Raw genomic sequence first — 15,293 nt, 5'->3', positions numbered from 1 at the left:
CATGCGACGGATCACGGACCTGCCCAAGGTGGAATTGCACGTCCATATCGAGGGCACGCTCGAACCCGAGTTGGTGATGAAGCTCGCCGAGTCGTCGGGCGTCGACCTTCCCTACGCGAACGCGGACGAACTACGCCGACGCTACGTGTTCACGAACCTCCAATCCTTTCTCGACATCTACTACGACAACCTCGACGTTCTGCGGACCAACCACGACTTTTCCCGTCTCGCATACGAATACGCCGTCCGCGCCCATGCAGGTGGCGTGGTGCATGCCGAGGCCTTCTTCGATCCGCAGGCGCATCTCATTCGTGGCGTCGCACTCGACACCGTCGTCGACGGATTGGTCGACGGATTTGCCCGAGCACGGTCCGACTGCGGATTCACCGCCGACCTCATCGCCTGCTTTCTGCGCGACCGGCCGGTCCGGGAAGCTCTGGAGACGCTCGAATCCCTGACCGCCATCGACGCCCCGATCATCGGCGTCGGTCTGGATTCCGCAGAACTCGGCAACCCGGCATCGCTGTTCACCGAGGTGTTCGCCCGTGCCGCCGCGCTGGGCCTGCGCCGCGTCGCACACGCCGGCGAGGAGGGCGGCCCCGAATCGATCCGGCAGGCCCTCGACGACCTGGGCGCCGAACGCATCGACCACGGCATCCGCAGCCTCGACGACCCCGAAATGGTTGCGCGGCTCGTCGCTGCGCACATTCCGCTCACCGTCTGCCCGCTGTCGAACGTCGCCTTGCAGTCCGTCGACGAGCTCGCGCGTCACCCACTGCCCGAACTCCTGGCGGCCGGGTTACACGTCACGATCAACTCCGATGACCCGGCCTACTTCGGCGGCTACGCCGAGGACAACTACGTCCTGGTCGCGGCCGCCTTCGACCTCGACGACGCCACGCTGGCCGACCTCGCCCGAAACTCGGTGCGGGCCAGCTTCTTACCCGTGGACCGACAAGACGAGGTGTTACTCGACATCGACCGATGGTTGGCCGACGCCCATCCCACCTGACACCGAGCGCGGGTTCGAGGGTTGTTGAAACCCGTCCGAATCTAACCCGCATACCTACGCCGGTTCCCGCGTTCAATGGGGACGTGACCGACTCAGCCCACTCCACACCCGTCGGACCACCACATTTCCAGTGGCCTGCGGACGTCCCGCGACCGCGATTCGGTGTCTGGGCCCCTGTGTGGGGCCCCTTCGCCAGTCGCCACTATCCCGACGACCCCTTCGATGCGTCGTGGGACCTCAACCGCCGCTACGTACTTGCCGCCGAACAACTCGGCTTCGATTCGACTCTGGTCGCCCAACACAACCTCAACCCGAACGGCGACGAGTACGCACATCTCGAAGCGTGGACGGGCGCAGCTGCGCTGGCCGCGGTCACCGAGCGTATCGAGATCATCGCCGCGATCAAGCCGTACCTGTTCCATCCCGTGTACTTGGCCAAACTGGCCACGCAGATCGCCGAGATCTCCGGCGGCAGGTTCGCGATCAACCTGGTGAACGCCTGGTACAAGCCAGAGTTGGAACGCGCCGGCCTCGAGTTTCCTGAACACGACCTGCGCTACGACTACGGGGGCGAATGGCTGTCGATCGTGTCCCGCCTCGTGGCCGGTGAGCGAGTTCGGCATCAAGGCAAGAACTTCCACATCGACGACTACATACTGCGGCCCGCCGATCCGGCGCACGCGCCACGCATCTACCTGGGTGGCGAGTCCACCCCGGCGCGCGACCTCGCCGCGTCGAGCGCCGACGCCTGGTTCATCAACGGTCAACCACCAGAGGTGGTGCGCGACCTGATCGCCGACGTCCGACGACGCCCGCGGACCCGCGACCCGCTGAACTTCGGCCTGTCCGCCTTCGTCATCGCCCGCGAAACCGAGTCGGAGGCGCTGGCCGAACTCGACCACTTCTGGCGCCTCGCCGAGGTCGACGCCCCCGAACTCGCCGACCTCGTCGCCAATGCCGACCCGAAGGCCGTCATGTTCCACACCTTCGAGAAGTACCCGCACATCGGCACCAACGGTGGTACCGCAGCTGGCCTCGTTGGTAGTTATGACCAAGTGGCGCAGCGCGTTGTGGAGTTCCACGATCTGGGCATAGAACTGTTCATGCTGCAGTTCCAACCGGTCGAGGCCGAGATGCGGCGGTTCGCCGAACATGTGCTGCCGAGGGTCGCCGCGTTGATCGCCGAACGTGACGCCAGCGGTCACCGTGGAGAACTGATTGCGGCGGGCGACGGACCCGTCTCGTGACCCTGCAACTGGACAAACGTGTCACCGCTTCTCCCACTGCGGCTTCCGGCTCGGCCCGACAACCCGCGACCGCACCGACAACGTCACCTGCACGCACCGCGCATCCGGTCCGACGCCTGCTGCCCAGCGGACGCGCCGCCCGAGTGTTCCGGCAATCCGTCGGACTCGTTCTGGTGGTGGTCATCTGGCAACTCGGCGCGCGCAGCTGGCTCGGCCCCACCACACCGGCACCCACCGAGGTGATCAACGCCGGAGCCGATCTCATCCGCACCGGCGAACTGTGGCACCACCTGGCCGCGTCGACGCGCCGCGTCGCGATCGGACTTGCCATCGGCATCACCATCGGCGTGGTCCTCGGCGCCGCCGCCGGGACCGTCCGCATCGCCGAAGACCTGGTCAACGCGCCGATCCAGGTGCTGCGCATGATGCCCGCGGTCGCGCTGGTACCCGTGTTCATCATCTGGTTCGGCATCGACGACACGTTCAAGATCGCGCTGATCATCGTCGCACCGATCTTCCCGATGTATGTCAACGTGTTCGCGGGCATCCGCAACGTCGACCACAAGCTCATCGAAGCAGCGCACTCGCTCGATCTGACGCGCGCCGAGATGCTGCGCTTCATCGTGCTGCCCGGTGCCCTACCGCAAACCTTCGTCGGGCTCCGACAGGCGCTCGGGATCGGCTGGCTGGTGCTGGTCGTCGCCGAGATGCAGACCACCACGGTCGGTCTGGGTTTCGTGATGAACGACGCGAAAGAGTACCTGCGCACCGATCAGATCTTCCTCGTGCTCGTCATCTACGCCGTCCTCGGACTACTCACCGACACGGCGGTCAAACTGCTCGAGCACCGTTTCCTGTCCTGGCGCAACGGATTCCAGGGGGCCTGATGACAACGTCGACAACCCTTGGCGCCGACGGGGCGGTCGAGGTCCGTGACGCCGGACGCAGCTTTGGCGATCGGGAGATCCTACGCGAAGTGGACCTCACGATCGCACCCGGCGAGTTCGTCGCACTGCTCGGGGCCAGCGGATCCGGCAAGAGCACCCTCCTGCGCGCCATCGGCGGACTCGACGACGGGTTCACCGGGACCATCAGCGCTCCGGCGTCCAAAGCCATTGCCTTCCAGGAGCACCGACTGGTGCCCTGGCAACCGGTCTGGCGCAACGTCGCTCTCGGGTTGCGCGGCCGGGACGCCAAGTCCCGGGCTCTCGAGGCACTCACCGAGGTCGGTCTGCGGGACAAGGCCGACGTGTGGCCGTCGACGTTGTCGGGGGGAGAATCACAACGCGTCGCGCTTGCCCGCGCACTGGTCCGAGAACCGCGTCTGCTGCTGCTCGATGAGCCGTTCGGCGCGCTCGACGCCCTGACCCGGGGCACCGCGCAGCGCCTCGTCGAACGTCTGTGGCAGCACCACCGGCCTGCGACGCTGCTGGTCACCCACGACGTGGAGGAGGCCGTTCTACTCGCTGACCGAGCCCTCGTCCTGCGCGACCACCACGTTGCCGAGGAAGTCGTGATCGACCTGCCTCGTCCGCGATCCGTCGTCGACCCCGAGTTCGTCGCTCTCCGTTATCGATTGCTGTCCGCACTGGGTGTCCAGACACCCGCACCCGCCACTACCGCGTCCGCGCAGCCGGATGCCGAGGAGACCACATGACCGAGCCCGACACCCTCACCCTGTCCACCGACGTACTGATCATCGGCGGTGGACCGGCCGCCACGTGGGCGGCGATCGCTGCGCGCGACAATGACGCCGACGTCGTTCTCGCGGACAAGGGCTACTGCGGTACCTCGGGCGCGACCGCACCCGCCGGTACCGGTGTCTGGTACGTGGCACCGGAGACCGACGCGCGAGCCAAGGCGAAGGCATCGCGGGAACGCCTGGGCGGCAATCTCGCCGACCACGACTGGATGGATCGCGTCCTCGACCAGACCTACGCCAACATGCACCGCCTCGGCGCCGAGGGCCGCTATCCCTTCCCGGTTGATGACCGCACCGCCGAACCCATCCGGACCGGCGTGCAGGGACCGGAGTACATGCGACGCATGCGGGCGTGGGTGCAGCGCCGGGGCGTGCACATCCTCGATCACTCCCCCGTTCTCGAACTCCTCGTCGATCGCGACGGACGTGTCGCAGGTGCCGCCGGACACCAGCGACAGACCGGCCGCGACTTCCGGATCACGGCGGGTGCGGTCATCGTCGCGACAGGCGGATGCGCATTTCTGTCACGGGCGTTGGGCACCAACAACAACACCGGCGACGGCTTACTGATGGCCGCCGAGGTGGGTGCACAGTTGTCCGGAATGGAATTCGGGAACGCGTACGCGATCGTTCCCAAGGGTTCGACCGTCACCAAGACCGCCTACTACGGATACGCGACCTTCTATCACGCCGACGGCCGGGTGGTCGACGGCGCCGGCTCCATGAAGGGGCGGTCGGTCATCGCACGAACCCTGTTGAACGAACCGGTGTTTGCGCAACTCGACCGGGCCGACGAGACGGTCGCCGCGCAGATGCGCCTGGGTCAGCCGAATTTCTTCCTCCAGTTCGACCGACGCGGCATCGACCCGTTCACCGATCGCTTCGAGGTGGACCTGCTCGCCGAAGGAACCGTACGCGGAACCGGCGGGCTCGACATCGTCGACTTCGGCTGCTGGACCGGCATTCCCGGCCTGTATGCCGCGGGCGACGCGGCCACCCGCGAACGTATCTGTGGCGGATTCACCGGCGGCGGCAGCCACAACTCGGCCTGGGCGATGTCGTCCGGAGTGTTCGCCGGGTCGTCGGCCGCGCGCTCATCCCACCGCGGCGTCCGCCCGAGGTTGCAGGACCTCTGCGGAGCTGGGCGCGCGGGACTTGCGCGACGGTCTGGGGACTTTGTTCCCGAAGAAGCACTTCGTGCTGCACAGGCCGAGTTGGTACCGTTCGAGAAGAACTATCTTCGGCACGGCGCGCGGATGTCCGACGCCCGTGCGCGTCTGGAAGAACTGTGGACTCGACTGTCGGACAACGACTTCGGTTCGTCGGACCCCGCTGTGCGACTGCGGACGCGGGAGGCGGCCGCCATCACCGCCACCGGCCGATGGATCTACGCATCGGCGCTGGCGCGCACCGAATCGCGCGGCATGAGCAAGCGCGAGGACTTCCCCGACCCGGACCCCGCACAACGAGGTCACGTGCTGACCGGAGGGTTGGACGAGGTGTGGGTCCAGCGGCGTCGGCCTTTGCCGCGGGTCAGCGCCGACGATGTCATCGAGGCATTCGTCGCATGATCGAACTCGTGATCGCGGATGCGTGCATCGCCTGCGACAAATGTGTGGTGGCCTGCCCGACCAACGTCTTCGACCGAGGTGACGACGGGGTGCCCGTGATCGCGCGGCAGTCGGATTGCCAGACCTGCTTCATGTGCGAGGCCTATTGTCCCACCGATGCACTGTATGTGAGTCCCGAATCCACCCCCGTCGGTGACGGATTCACCGCTCCCGAAGACCTGGTCGGCAGCTATCGTGAGCGCCTCGGCTGGGGCAAGGGCCGCAGGCCAGGCAGTCTGGTGGCCGTCGGACCGGAGATCCCGCATGGTGATCCGCCCCCACGTCGACCCGAACGACTGCGCCATCCCTGACCTACCTCTGTTCGCTTCCCAAGCTTAGGAACCCTGTTTATGCATCTCCTTCGTCGTTTCGCGCTGTTCCTTGCCCGCACGCCACTGGTCGGGCTGATACTGGCTGCCCTCGTCGGCCTCTCCTTGGCCGGCTGCACCGACCAGTCGTCGAGCGCACAACGGGACGTGATCGGAACGCTGCGGATCGGTGTCATCGGCTCGGTCAACGTCCTGACCGGGCCGCTCGGATTCGCCCACAGCCGAGGTGAACTCCTCAACGCGCTCAAGCCGCTCGGGGTCGACGCGGTGGAGGTGTACAGCTTCCCCAACGGCCCCGACCTCAACCAGGCGCTGCTCGGCGGCCGCCTGGACGTCGGGAACTACGGGGACACACCGGCACTCGTCGCCAAGGGCAGCGGCCTCGACACACGACTGCTGGCCATCACACAGTTCAACAACGACGCCGGTGTGGTCGTGAAAGATCCGTCGATCAAGTCCTTGAAGGATCTGGCCGGCAAGAAGATCGGCGTCCCGAAGGGCTCCTACATCGATCGGTACCTGCAGGGTGCGCTGCAGCAGGAGGGCATCACCGCTCAGCTGGTCCATCTGTATCCCGCCGACCAGGAAGGTCCGTTGAGTACCGGCGAGATCGCCGGCGCGGCTCTGCCCGGGGTGATCCCGTCGGTCGCCTTGCAGTCGTTCCAGCGCAAGGGATACCGCCTGGTGGATTCGGTCTACACCAACCATCCGGGGCTGGCCGGCACGAGCGTGTCGGTGGCGGCCAACCCGTTCCTCGCCAAGCAGCCCGACTTCGGCGCAGCGTGGCAAAAGCTGATCGCGGACTCCGTCATCTACGCGAAGGCGCACTGGGACGAGTACCTCGCGTTCGAGATCAAGAACTCCAAGGCCAACCCGGCCGACATCCGCGCCGCCGCCAACCCGGGAGGCTATGCCCCCGAACCATTCCCGGCCGCCGGCGTCCGACTCCTCGAGGGCACCAAGGCGTTCCTAGTCGCACAAGGCAGCCTGAAGACCGACTACTCCCTCAACGAATGGCTGTACAAGCCCTCACACGCCTGACGCGAGCACGTCCCGCCGGCTAGGTGCGAGCTTGCGAGCCTCGAAGCCCCTGGCGAGACAACATCGCCGCTTGACCACTCGCTACTCCACCGGAAACCGCACCCGGCGCACGCTCCAACCCGCCGTGACCAACCGTCGTTGGCGTTGATTCTCCCGAATATCGATCGGGGGTGTGGTGGTGTCGTCCCGGCCGGGTGGCCGCAACCGATGCTTACGGCGCACCAACGCCGTGACCTGTTGCGGCACATCGTGCACCCGGTTGATCCGCGCCGGATTCGGAGGCGCACCGGGTTGCGGATTCAACGTCCACGCCGTACGCCCGGCATCCGGACCCTCCTTGACCACATGCGTGGTGTACTGCCCCGGCTCCGGACCCACCACCCGATTATGTGGACCACACGCCGGACCCAACGTATCGATGTCGGTCACCCCGCCATCGGCCCAGTCCTTGTCCGCGTGATGAATCTGCACCTTCGCCGCCGGCACACTGCACCCGGGACACGCGCACCCATCATGATGGGCAAACAACAAGAACCGCTGCGACCGCGACGCCAACCGTTGCGCCGTCCCCAAATACAACGGCTGACCCGTCACCTCCGAGAACACCGCCAAATGCAGCTGGGCCTCCGCGGCCAACGCGATAACGTCCTCGATCGGCAGATCCGTACCCGTCGCCGTCCGACCAAACCCCGCGCGCTCGGCCAACTCGGCATCGGTGATCTTCACAATCACATGCGGCGGCAACCCATTCACCGAGCTGCCCAACAGCTTCCCATCCAACGCCGCCCGCAACAACGCCCGAAACGCATCGTGATTGCGCTGCGCCGGGCACCGGTCATCCCGCTCGGCCGCCGCCGCCAACTCTTCGGCACTGACATCGTCTTTCGACCCCTGCAACGGCGTCTCATCGGCCGGATTGTTCATCCCCTTGACCGCCCACGCCGTCAACACCGTGTCGAACATCGCCCGGGTCAACGGATCCAACTGTCCACTCAGCTTCGACATCAACTGAGAATCCTGCCGCCCCAACGACACCCCGCGCCGCCGCGCGCGATCGGAGTCATCGGTCAACGTGCCATCCGGATCCAGATGCGCCAACACCCGGGTCCCCAACGCAGTGATCTCCTTCGGCGTGAACTCACGCGCATAGTCGACCATGTCCCGCTCCGCCGCCTCCACCACATCCGCAGGGATCGCCGCCGGGATCTTGTCCAAGGTGTCCAACACCGCATGCACATGATCGGCACCCACCGCACCCTGCGCCACCGCCTCGGCCAGATACGGCCGTTTCGGTTGCAGCAGTTCGCCATACACCGAGAAATGCCGGGCCACCGCCGCCATCTCCGCTATCCGCTTCCGCGGCTGCGTCACCCGCAGACGCGTCGTCAGAAACGAGTGCACCGACGTATCACCCACCAAACGGAACGCGTCCCGGTCCGAGACGTCCATCACCCGACGATGACCCGACCACGCCATCCGACGCACCGCACGCTCATGCTCCCCGGCCACCTCCACGACCTCCGCAGACGTATTACCGGTGGTGTCGACCGCATCGATGCGATCCAACAAACCATGCAACTGCCGATACAGATCGACCACATCATCCCGACCCGACGGCGCACCATCAGAATCCGGATGCTCGGTCTCCGCGCGCACCGACATCAACTCGTCGAAATCCCGCGGCACCCCCACCAACCGCGAATTCCACGCGGCGCCAGGCCCATACAACGCAGGACTCGCACGACGCTCATCCGGCACGCGAGAACCAGAACCAGAATCCCCCGAAATCTCCGCCACCCCCACGCACCTCCCCCAAGCGCCATTCGAATACCTGTTCGAGGTTACGCGGTCAACCCGACACGCGCAAGGATCCTTCGAAAATTCCTCGGGAGGCTTTCAGCCACCCATGGTGATCACAAGCCGGCCCGGCCGGTCGTCGACCCACGCTTCGGCTACGTCGCTCAGCGGTGCCGTCCGCACGTTGATCGAAAGTTCGCCGCTTGCAGCATAATCCAGAATACTCGGGAGTTCCCGCAGCATCAGCATCGGATCGATGGAACCACCACCGGAACCGCGAATCGAGATCGGCCGTGCACGTAGGATTGCCGCGTCGAGCGCGATGTCGCGGCCCGCGACCGCCCCGATCTGGAGATACTGCACGGGAGAACGACTTTCGGTGAGGCTGTGCGCCCGGAGGGCTCCAAGCGCCATCTCGGCCACCGGTCCCCACAGATAGTCGAGAACCACATCAATGCCGTCGGCGAAGGCCGCCGCGAGACTCTCGGCAGGGTCGTCGTGAATCAGCGACACCGCCACCACGCGCGGATCGTCGGCAACGCGTGCAAGCACATCAGCGTTGCGGCCCAGGGCAATGACGCGCTTGGCACCGAAGTGCAACGCGATCCGGACGGCGAGGGACCCAGACGTTCCCGTCGCGCCCAACACCGCGACCGTGCCGCCCTTCACGACATCACCACACGTGACGAGCGGCATCCACGACGACATCGCGGGATTGACGATGGCCGCAGCAACCTCGGTCGCCAGGACGTCCGGGACCGGGATTCCGAAGCCGCGCGGGACGACGGTGCGCTCGGCGATGGTGCCGTACGGGTCCGGACAACCTCCGGTGTACACGCGTTGCCCGTCGATGATGCCAACGCCATCGACGCCGGCGACGAAGGGCAACTCGTCGCCGGACGAGTAGTGGGCGCCGCTCGCGACAGACCTGACGAGCTGGTGGACTCCGGCGGCGAGCATCTCGACCTCGACGAGTCCGTCGGACACGGCGGGGTCGGGAAAGTCCGCGCAGGCGGGTGGCTTGGTGAAGTCGGTGACGACTGCAGCTTTCATGATTCGCTCCTGAACAGTGTTCAAATACTCGTCTGCTAGTGTTGTTGAACATTGTTCAGAAGTCAAGGGAGCTCAAGGACACGCAATGGCGCGCACCACCCTCAGCCGCGAAGCGATCGTCGACGCGGCGTTCGAGCAGCTCGCCGAGAGCGGCTTGGACGGCATCACCGCGCGAGCCCTGGCCGCACGCCTGGGCGTTCGGGCCGGCGCGCTCTACTACCACTTCCGCGACATGTCCGATCTGCAGGATTCGATGGCGTCGCGCATCATCGCGGAAATGCTGGCCGAGCCGATATCACCTGAGGCACGAGCCGATTGGCGGGTGCTGCTCCGCACCAGCGCCCATCACATCCGGCGCACGCTGCTGTCGTTCCGCGACGGCGCCAAGCTGGTGTCGGGCACCACCCTCGTCGACGACGAAGCGCTGCGCAGTCTCGAAGAGCCGGTGCGGGTTCTCGTCGAGGCCGGGATGTCACCGGTCGACGCTCAGCGCGCATTGCAGACGGTCAACGTCTTCGTGAGTGGCTTCGTCGTGGAAGAACAGCACCGACACCCCACCCCGGGGCATGACCGCTTCACCGCGGACGATCGACGCGCACGGCTCGATCCGGACGAGCAGCCGCTGCAGTACGCCTTGAGTGACGAGGTCGCGGACCTGCCAACCGAGGCGTTCGATTGGGGCCTGGAGGCGCTGATCGAGGGAATCGGTGTGCGCCTGAGCCTCTGACTCCCGTCGGACAGTCGCGGATCCACCGCGACTGGGCAAGCTCAGCCCTCGGCAGCAAAGAACGCCTTGGTACGGACGTTCCACAGCAGGGCAGCATAGACAGCGGCGGTCACTCCTGTGCCAATTGCCGCAAGCAACACAAGCCAAGGCTGGGTGCGGTCGACGTCGGCCTCGGCCACAGCACTCCCGATGATGTCGGTGACTCCCCCGATCGATGGAACGGGGCCAACAGAATCAGAAAACCCCCGCCCGGATGTGCCGGACGGGGGTTCTCATCGTGGTAGCGGGGACAGGATTTGAACCTGCGACCTCTGGGTTATGAGCCCAGCGAGCTACCGAGCTGCTCCACCCCGCGTTGGTGAACACCACGTTACACATACGTTCGCCTGCGGTGCAAATCGATACCTAGATGTCGCCTGAACTGGGAAAACGCGACTCACCCCGACTCCCTTCGACGTCAATCGCCGGCGAAACCGACCCCGCAACATCGACAGATGCGAGCAACCCGACTGCGTGATACTCCTGTGACCGATGTCACATTTCGAGTACAATAGGCGCGCCGACGACCACCCGAGGAGGCACCATGACCACGCATCACCCGCACCGGCACGAGAGCCACGGCAATCATCCGATGAGCATCGTCGCGTTCCTGCTCATCCTCGGTGGGTTCGCCCTCGCCGCACTGTGGCTGGTCGCCATGGCGGCCGGCAACACCGGCCCGGCGATCCTGTGCGGATTGGGGATGGTCGCCGCGTTCGCGGGCGCCGTCACGATCTTCACGTCGCTGATCCACCGCTACCACCACTCACCGGTGATACCCGACAACACCCCGGCCGAGACCGACCGCTACTTGCACGAGTACCGCGACTGAGTTTCCGCCGCGCCCTGAGCGACCCAGCCCTCCGCTCCCTGCGCGACCCATCCGCTCCCTGAGGCGCGAACTTGCGAGCCTCGAAGGGCTGGCGAGACAACATCGTCATCTCACCAGGGGCTTCGAGGCTCGTCGCTTGCGCTCCTCACACCTCAGCCAGCGGTAGGGGGCTCGCACCTCAGCCATCGGTAGAAGCGCTTCCTCGCACTAGCTACGCCTGATCAACCCGCCGGCTGAGCCGCCTCGTACTGTGCGACAGCACGTTTCAGCTGTTCGAGTGCCGCGCCATAGGCCTGGAAATCGCCACTGGTCTGCGCCTGTGTCAGCTTCTGCAATGCCTCGTCCATGGCCTTGACCGCATCCCGCTGGGCGGCAGTCGGCTGCCCTCCCTGCGGTTGCGGCTGCGGTTGAGGCTGTGGCTGGTTGTCGGTGTCGGTCGGTGCCGGTTCGGGAATCCCGACAGCACCCGGGTTGATGCCGACCTGTCGCAACGCCTCCGCAGTGGTCGTCGCATAACCGATGCTCGACTGCCCATTACCCGGCTCGTAGCGGGTGATTACCCGGAACAGGCGCGGGAACGCCTCGGCCGCCTGCGCCTGCGCGTACATCGGGACCACGTACAGAATCCCGTTGTCCCCCACCGGAAGTGTCAGCAGGTTACCGAAGGTCACCGTCGCGGTGGCCTGGAGGTCGCGCTGCGATTGCGCCACACGCCCGTCGGCCTTCATCGGGTTGAACGCCTGCACGGGACCCGACCGCTGGTTGTTGCCCGGCAGTTCCTTGACGGTGATCTGCCCATAGCTTCCCGGCTCGGACGACACGGTCACGTATGCACCCAGGATGGGCCGGTCGAGACGGTTCAGCACCGAGGTCAACTGGAACGACGCCTGCTGCGTGCGTGGGTCCCTGGCCACGAAGTAATACGGCGGCTGGTCCAGACCGCGTTGTGCGGCATCGGAATTGGTGGGGTCCGGCGGAACCGACCAACGGTCGTTGCCCTGGAAGAAGGTCTGCGGTGAATCGACGTGGTACTGCGTCAGCAGCGACCGCTGGATCTTGAAGATGTCTTCGGGGTAGCGCACATGCTCGCGCAGCGATGTGTTCTGGTCGAACTCGGCGCGGCTCTTCACCGTGCCCGGGAACACCTTTCGCCAGGTCCTCAGAACCGGATCCTTGGTGTCGAACTCGTACAGCGTCACTTCACCGGTGTAGGCATCGACGGTCGCCTTCACCGAGTTGCGGACATACCCGATCGTCTTGTTGACCTGGGTGCGACCCGTCTGTCCCGGATTGAGGTCCTGGGCGTCGGCGGTCGCACTCTGCAACGACGTCGGCTGCGAGTACGGGTAGTTGTCGAGCGTGGTGTAGCCGTCGACGATCCACTTGATCGAGCCATCGGCCATCACCGCCGGGTATGTCTTGGAGTCGACAGTCAGCCACGGCGCGACCTTCTTCACCCGGTCCCGCGGGTCGCGGTTGTAGATGATCCGCGACGCGTCGGTGATCTCGCTCGACAGGATGAAGTTGCGCTCGGTGAACTTCACCGCATACATCGCGCGGGTGAACCAATTGCCCAGTCCCACACCGGCGGTGCCCGTGTAGGTGTAACGCGCGCCGTCGTCGCTGCCGCCGTCGAACTCGCGCGGCTGACCATTGTTGGAGCCGACGATCGCGTAGTCGGGATCGACCTTGGCGATCAACTCGCCGAAGTAGATCCTCGGCTGCTTCACCACGATCGGCGCGTCCTGCTGATGCTCGGCGTTGTTGACGTTGGTGGTGTCGGTGACGAAGTACAGCGGATCACCGCCGCTGTCGATGTCGTTGTCGTCGTTGTCGTTCACCGGTTCGCGGACACGGTTGGCCGGCGCTGCGACAAATCCGTCGCCGTGGGTGAATACGAGGTGCTTGTTGAGCCAGTTGGTCTGGTTGCCCTGGTACTGGCTGGGGTCGAGTTCACGGACCGACACGACGTAGTCGCGCAACTGTCCGTCGACCCGGTACCGGTCGACGGCAAGCTGAGTCGGGAAACCGTAGAAGTTGCGGCGCTGCTGCTGCTGACGGAACGTCGGCGACACCACATTCGGATCGAGGATACGAATGTTCGACAGTGTCGTGGTGTCTGCGTTCACCGTTGTCGCAGTGGCCGGTTGGGCGGTCCAGTCCCGCTGGTACTCGACATTGTCTTGGCCGATGCCGTAGGCCTGACGCGTCCCGTCGAGCGCGCGCTGGATGTATTCGGATTCCTTCTGCGCGGCGTTCGGCTTCACCGAGAACTGCTCCATCGCGAGCGGCCACCCGACGCCGATCAGCAGCGCCGAGAACAACATCAGCACCGTCGCCAGCGCCGGAATACGCAAGTCACGCAGTACAACCCCGGCGAAGAACGCCACCGCACAGATGATGGCGATGGACATGAGGATCAGCTTCGACGGCAGCACCGCGTTGATGTCGGTGTAGCCGGCGCCTGGGAAGATCTCGGCCTTGCGGTCGCTGCTCAGCAAAGAGTACCGGTCGAACCAGTAGGCAACGGCCTTGAGTAGCAAGAAGGTTCCGGCCAGCACGGCGAGCTGGATGCGCGCGGCCGTGGTCAGCGCTCCGCTGCCGCCACCGAGCCGGATTCCGCCGAACAGATAGTGGGTCACCAGGTTCGCGATGAATGCGATCACCACGACCACGAACAGCAGATTCAGGACAAACCGGTAGAACGGCAGATCGAAAGCGTAGAAGCCGATGTCGAGACCGAACTGCGGATCGCGGACACCGAAGTCCGTGCCGTGCAAGAAGACCTGCACCGTCGCCCACGAACCCTGGGCCACCAGCCCGGCGAGCGCGCCGATGATCACCGCGGGCACGATGCCGAACCAGCGGACCCGCGCCATGATCGCCGTCCGATAGCGCGCCAGCGGATCGGCGGGTCCGCTCGTCGGCACGAACACCGGTCGGGATCGGTAGGCCACCGCTATCGCGCCGAAGATCAGACCGCCGACCACGATCGTGGTGATCAGGAACAGGATGATGCGGGTCCAGGCGATGGTCGAGAACACCTGCGAGTAGCCGAGGTCCTTGTACCAGAGCCAGTCGGTGGTGATCGACACCAACCGTGGCCCGACGAGTAGCAGCACCAGAATGCCGACGCCGATCCCAATGGCGATCTTGCTCCTGCGTGACAGTGTCGGCATCCCTGCCGGCCCGCGAACGCCCACCTGACCCACTCTCCAAAATTCTCAATCCGGACATGACGTCGGCTGGATCTTCCGGCCGGTCGCGCCGAGTGTCGTTGCGCCCACTCTACTGACCGCTCGAAACGTCATAACGATCACATTCGCGTGTGGGTTCCCTGCCAACTGGCTGTGGAGGGAATGATGACGGCATGACACCTCGACGATTCTCCCCCGATGCACTCGGTTCGGCGATGCGAGAAGTCATCGACCACACCGCGGGGCTCGGTGCGCAACCGGCCGTGTTCGCGCTGGTCCCGACGTCGGTGCTGGCCGAATTGGAACCCGGTCTCGTCGCCGACGACGACGCGTCCGAACTGAGCCCCGTCCAGCAGGAGATCGACGACCTCGACGAATTCCTGGCCACCGCAGCCTGGCCGGAGGCGGTCACCGGCGCTGTGCTGACCACCCAGATCACCGTCGCACCGCCCGCCGACGCGGCGTCGCGACAAGCCGAGCAGCCCGCCCGGCTCGCCGTCGGCGTGCTGCGCGACGGACCGCGCCTCGCGATGATGCGACTGCTCACCGAACCCGCGTCCGACGAGTTGCTGACCCACCCCGACCTCGCCGTCGACCTCGTCGAAGCGCTTGCCGCGACGTTCGAGCCGGACGCCTCGTAACGCCGGCTCAGGTGCGAGCCTGCGAGCCTCGAAGCCCCGCCACCCGCCGGCTGAGGTGCGAGCCTG

14 protein-coding genes and 1 tRNA gene are annotated in these 15,293 nt (G+C 65.6%); 10 read left to right on the top strand and 5 right to left on the bottom strand.

Annotated elements, in window-relative coordinates:
* Nucleotide 1: 1 nt before the first annotated feature.
* The 7 genes from MKW15_RS19460 (at nucleotide 2) to MKW15_RS19430 (ending at nucleotide 6,941) form a co-directional block, all read left to right on the top strand.
* Nucleotides 2–1,012 carry an adenosine deaminase gene (locus tag MKW15_RS19460; RefSeq protein ID WP_240861037.1) on the top strand — a complete coding sequence of 337 codons (1,011 nt, stop codon included), beginning with the start codon at nucleotides 2–4 and terminating at the stop codon, nucleotides 1,010–1,012.
* Between the two features lie 83 nt (nucleotides 1,013–1,095).
* Nucleotides 1,096–2,259: an LLM class flavin-dependent oxidoreductase gene (locus MKW15_RS19455; protein ID WP_240861035.1), complete on the top strand. Its 1,164-nt coding sequence runs from the start codon at nucleotides 1,096–1,098 to the stop codon at nucleotides 2,257–2,259.
* A complete protein-coding gene (locus MKW15_RS19450; protein WP_240861033.1) occupies nucleotides 2,256–3,146 on the top strand; it encodes an ABC transporter permease in 891 nt (296 codons plus the stop codon). Before MKW15_RS19455 ends, MKW15_RS19450 begins: the two co-directional genes overlap by 4 nt.
* Nucleotides 3,146–3,916, top strand: a complete 771-nt coding sequence (locus MKW15_RS19445; protein ID WP_240861031.1) for an ABC transporter ATP-binding protein — start codon at nucleotides 3,146–3,148, stop codon at nucleotides 3,914–3,916. Before MKW15_RS19450 ends, MKW15_RS19445 begins: the two co-directional genes overlap by 1 nt.
* Nucleotides 3,913–5,532 carry an FAD-dependent oxidoreductase gene (locus MKW15_RS19440; protein ID WP_240861030.1) on the top strand — a complete coding sequence of 540 codons (1,620 nt, stop codon included), beginning with the start codon at nucleotides 3,913–3,915 and terminating at the stop codon, nucleotides 5,530–5,532. The genes MKW15_RS19445 and MKW15_RS19440 overlap by 4 nt, the downstream gene beginning before the upstream one ends.
* Nucleotides 5,529–5,882, top strand: a complete 354-nt coding sequence (locus MKW15_RS19435; protein WP_240861028.1) for a 4Fe-4S dicluster domain-containing protein — start codon at nucleotides 5,529–5,531, stop codon at nucleotides 5,880–5,882. Before MKW15_RS19440 ends, MKW15_RS19435 begins: the two co-directional genes overlap by 4 nt.
* A 39-nt stretch (nucleotides 5,883–5,921) precedes the next feature.
* A complete protein-coding gene (locus MKW15_RS19430; RefSeq protein ID WP_240861025.1) occupies nucleotides 5,922–6,941 on the top strand; it encodes an ABC transporter substrate-binding protein in 1,020 nt (339 codons plus the stop codon).
* An 81-nt stretch (nucleotides 6,942–7,022) separates the two neighbouring features.
* Here the strand turns inward: MKW15_RS19430 and MKW15_RS19425 are convergent, their stop codons facing one another.
* Together MKW15_RS19425 and MKW15_RS19420 are read right to left on the bottom strand one after the other, a co-directional pair.
* Entirely contained in the window at nucleotides 7,023–8,633 is a 1,611-nt protein-coding gene (locus MKW15_RS19425) for an HNH endonuclease signature motif containing protein (protein WP_240861023.1), read from the bottom strand.
* Nucleotides 8,634–8,837: 204 nt separating this feature from the next.
* On the bottom strand, nucleotides 8,838–9,791 hold the full coding sequence (locus tag MKW15_RS19420) for a zinc-binding alcohol dehydrogenase family protein (RefSeq protein WP_240861021.1): 954 nt from the start codon (nucleotides 9,789–9,791) through the stop codon (nucleotides 8,838–8,840).
* Nucleotides 9,792–9,876: 85 nt separating this feature from the next.
* Between MKW15_RS19420 and MKW15_RS19415 the strand changes: the two genes are divergently transcribed.
* On the top strand, nucleotides 9,877–10,518 hold the full coding sequence (locus tag MKW15_RS19415; protein WP_240861019.1) for a TetR/AcrR family transcriptional regulator C-terminal domain-containing protein: 642 nt from the start codon (nucleotides 9,877–9,879) through the stop codon (nucleotides 10,516–10,518).
* A gap of 41 nt (nucleotides 10,519–10,559) precedes the next feature.
* Here the strand turns inward: MKW15_RS19415 and MKW15_RS19410 are convergent, their stop codons facing one another.
* Together MKW15_RS19410 and MKW15_RS19405 are read right to left on the bottom strand one after the other, a co-directional pair.
* Nucleotides 10,560–10,697 (bottom strand): hypothetical protein, encoded by a 138-nt coding sequence (locus tag MKW15_RS19410; protein WP_240861016.1) that lies wholly within the window; start codon nucleotides 10,695–10,697, stop codon nucleotides 10,560–10,562.
* 99 nt (nucleotides 10,698–10,796) lie between these two features.
* Nucleotides 10,797–10,873, bottom strand: a tRNA-Met gene (locus MKW15_RS19405).
* Nucleotides 10,874–11,101: 228 nt separating this feature from the next.
* Between MKW15_RS19405 and MKW15_RS19400 the strand changes: the two genes are divergently transcribed.
* Nucleotides 11,102–11,389: a hypothetical protein gene (locus tag MKW15_RS19400; protein ID WP_240861013.1), complete on the top strand. Its 288-nt coding sequence runs from the start codon at nucleotides 11,102–11,104 to the stop codon at nucleotides 11,387–11,389.
* A gap of 221 nt (nucleotides 11,390–11,610) precedes the next feature.
* On the opposite strand, the gene MKW15_RS19395 is transcribed toward MKW15_RS19400, so the two are convergent.
* Nucleotides 11,611–14,568, bottom strand: a complete 2,958-nt coding sequence (locus MKW15_RS19395; RefSeq protein WP_240861011.1) for a UPF0182 family protein — start codon at nucleotides 14,566–14,568, stop codon at nucleotides 11,611–11,613.
* A 191-nt stretch (nucleotides 14,569–14,759) separates the two neighbouring features.
* On the opposite strand from MKW15_RS19395, the gene MKW15_RS19390 reads away from it, so the two are divergent.
* Nucleotides 14,760–15,227 (top strand): PPA1309 family protein, encoded by a 468-nt coding sequence (locus MKW15_RS19390; protein ID WP_240861010.1) that lies wholly within the window; start codon nucleotides 14,760–14,762, stop codon nucleotides 15,225–15,227.
* The last annotated feature ends 66 nt before the right edge of the window (nucleotides 15,228–15,293 follow it).

It is taken from the genome of Gordonia gummivorans (assembly GCF_022513585.1).
In the GTDB taxonomy this organism is placed as follows: Bacteria; Actinomycetota; Actinomycetes; order Mycobacteriales; family Mycobacteriaceae; genus Gordonia.
This window is presented reverse-complemented; position numbering and strand designations above follow the sequence as displayed.

What these genes read in the sequence shown, in the direction of transcription:
- MKW15_RS19460 (WP_240861037.1), top strand. Translation starts at nt 2, where the DNA reads ATGCGACGGATCACGGACCTGCCCAAGGTGGAATTGCACGTCCATATC.
- MKW15_RS19445 (WP_240861031.1), top strand. Translation starts at nt 3,146, where the DNA reads ATGACAACGTCGACAACCCTTGGCGCCGACGGGGCGGTCGAGGTCCGT.
- MKW15_RS19440 (WP_240861030.1), top strand. Translation starts at nt 3,913, where the DNA reads ATGACCGAGCCCGACACCCTCACCCTGTCCACCGACGTACTGATCATC.
- MKW15_RS19435 (WP_240861028.1), top strand. Translation starts at nt 5,529, where the DNA reads ATGATCGAACTCGTGATCGCGGATGCGTGCATCGCCTGCGACAAATGT.
- MKW15_RS19430 (WP_240861025.1), top strand. Translation starts at nt 5,922, where the DNA reads ATGCATCTCCTTCGTCGTTTCGCGCTGTTCCTTGCCCGCACGCCACTG.
- MKW15_RS19420 (WP_240861021.1), bottom strand. Translation starts at nt 9,791, where the DNA reads ATGAAAGCTGCAGTCGTCACCGACTTCACCAAGCCACCCGCCTGCGCG.
- MKW15_RS19415 (WP_240861019.1), top strand. Translation starts at nt 9,877, where the DNA reads ATGGCGCGCACCACCCTCAGCCGCGAAGCGATCGTCGACGCGGCGTTC.
- MKW15_RS19400 (WP_240861013.1), top strand. Translation starts at nt 11,102, where the DNA reads ATGACCACGCATCACCCGCACCGGCACGAGAGCCACGGCAATCATCCG.
- MKW15_RS19395 (WP_240861011.1), bottom strand. Translation starts at nt 14,568, where the DNA reads ATGCCGACACTGTCACGCAGGAGCAAGATCGCCATTGGGATCGGCGTC.
- MKW15_RS19390 (WP_240861010.1), top strand. Translation starts at nt 14,760, where the DNA reads ATGACACCTCGACGATTCTCCCCCGATGCACTCGGTTCGGCGATGCGA.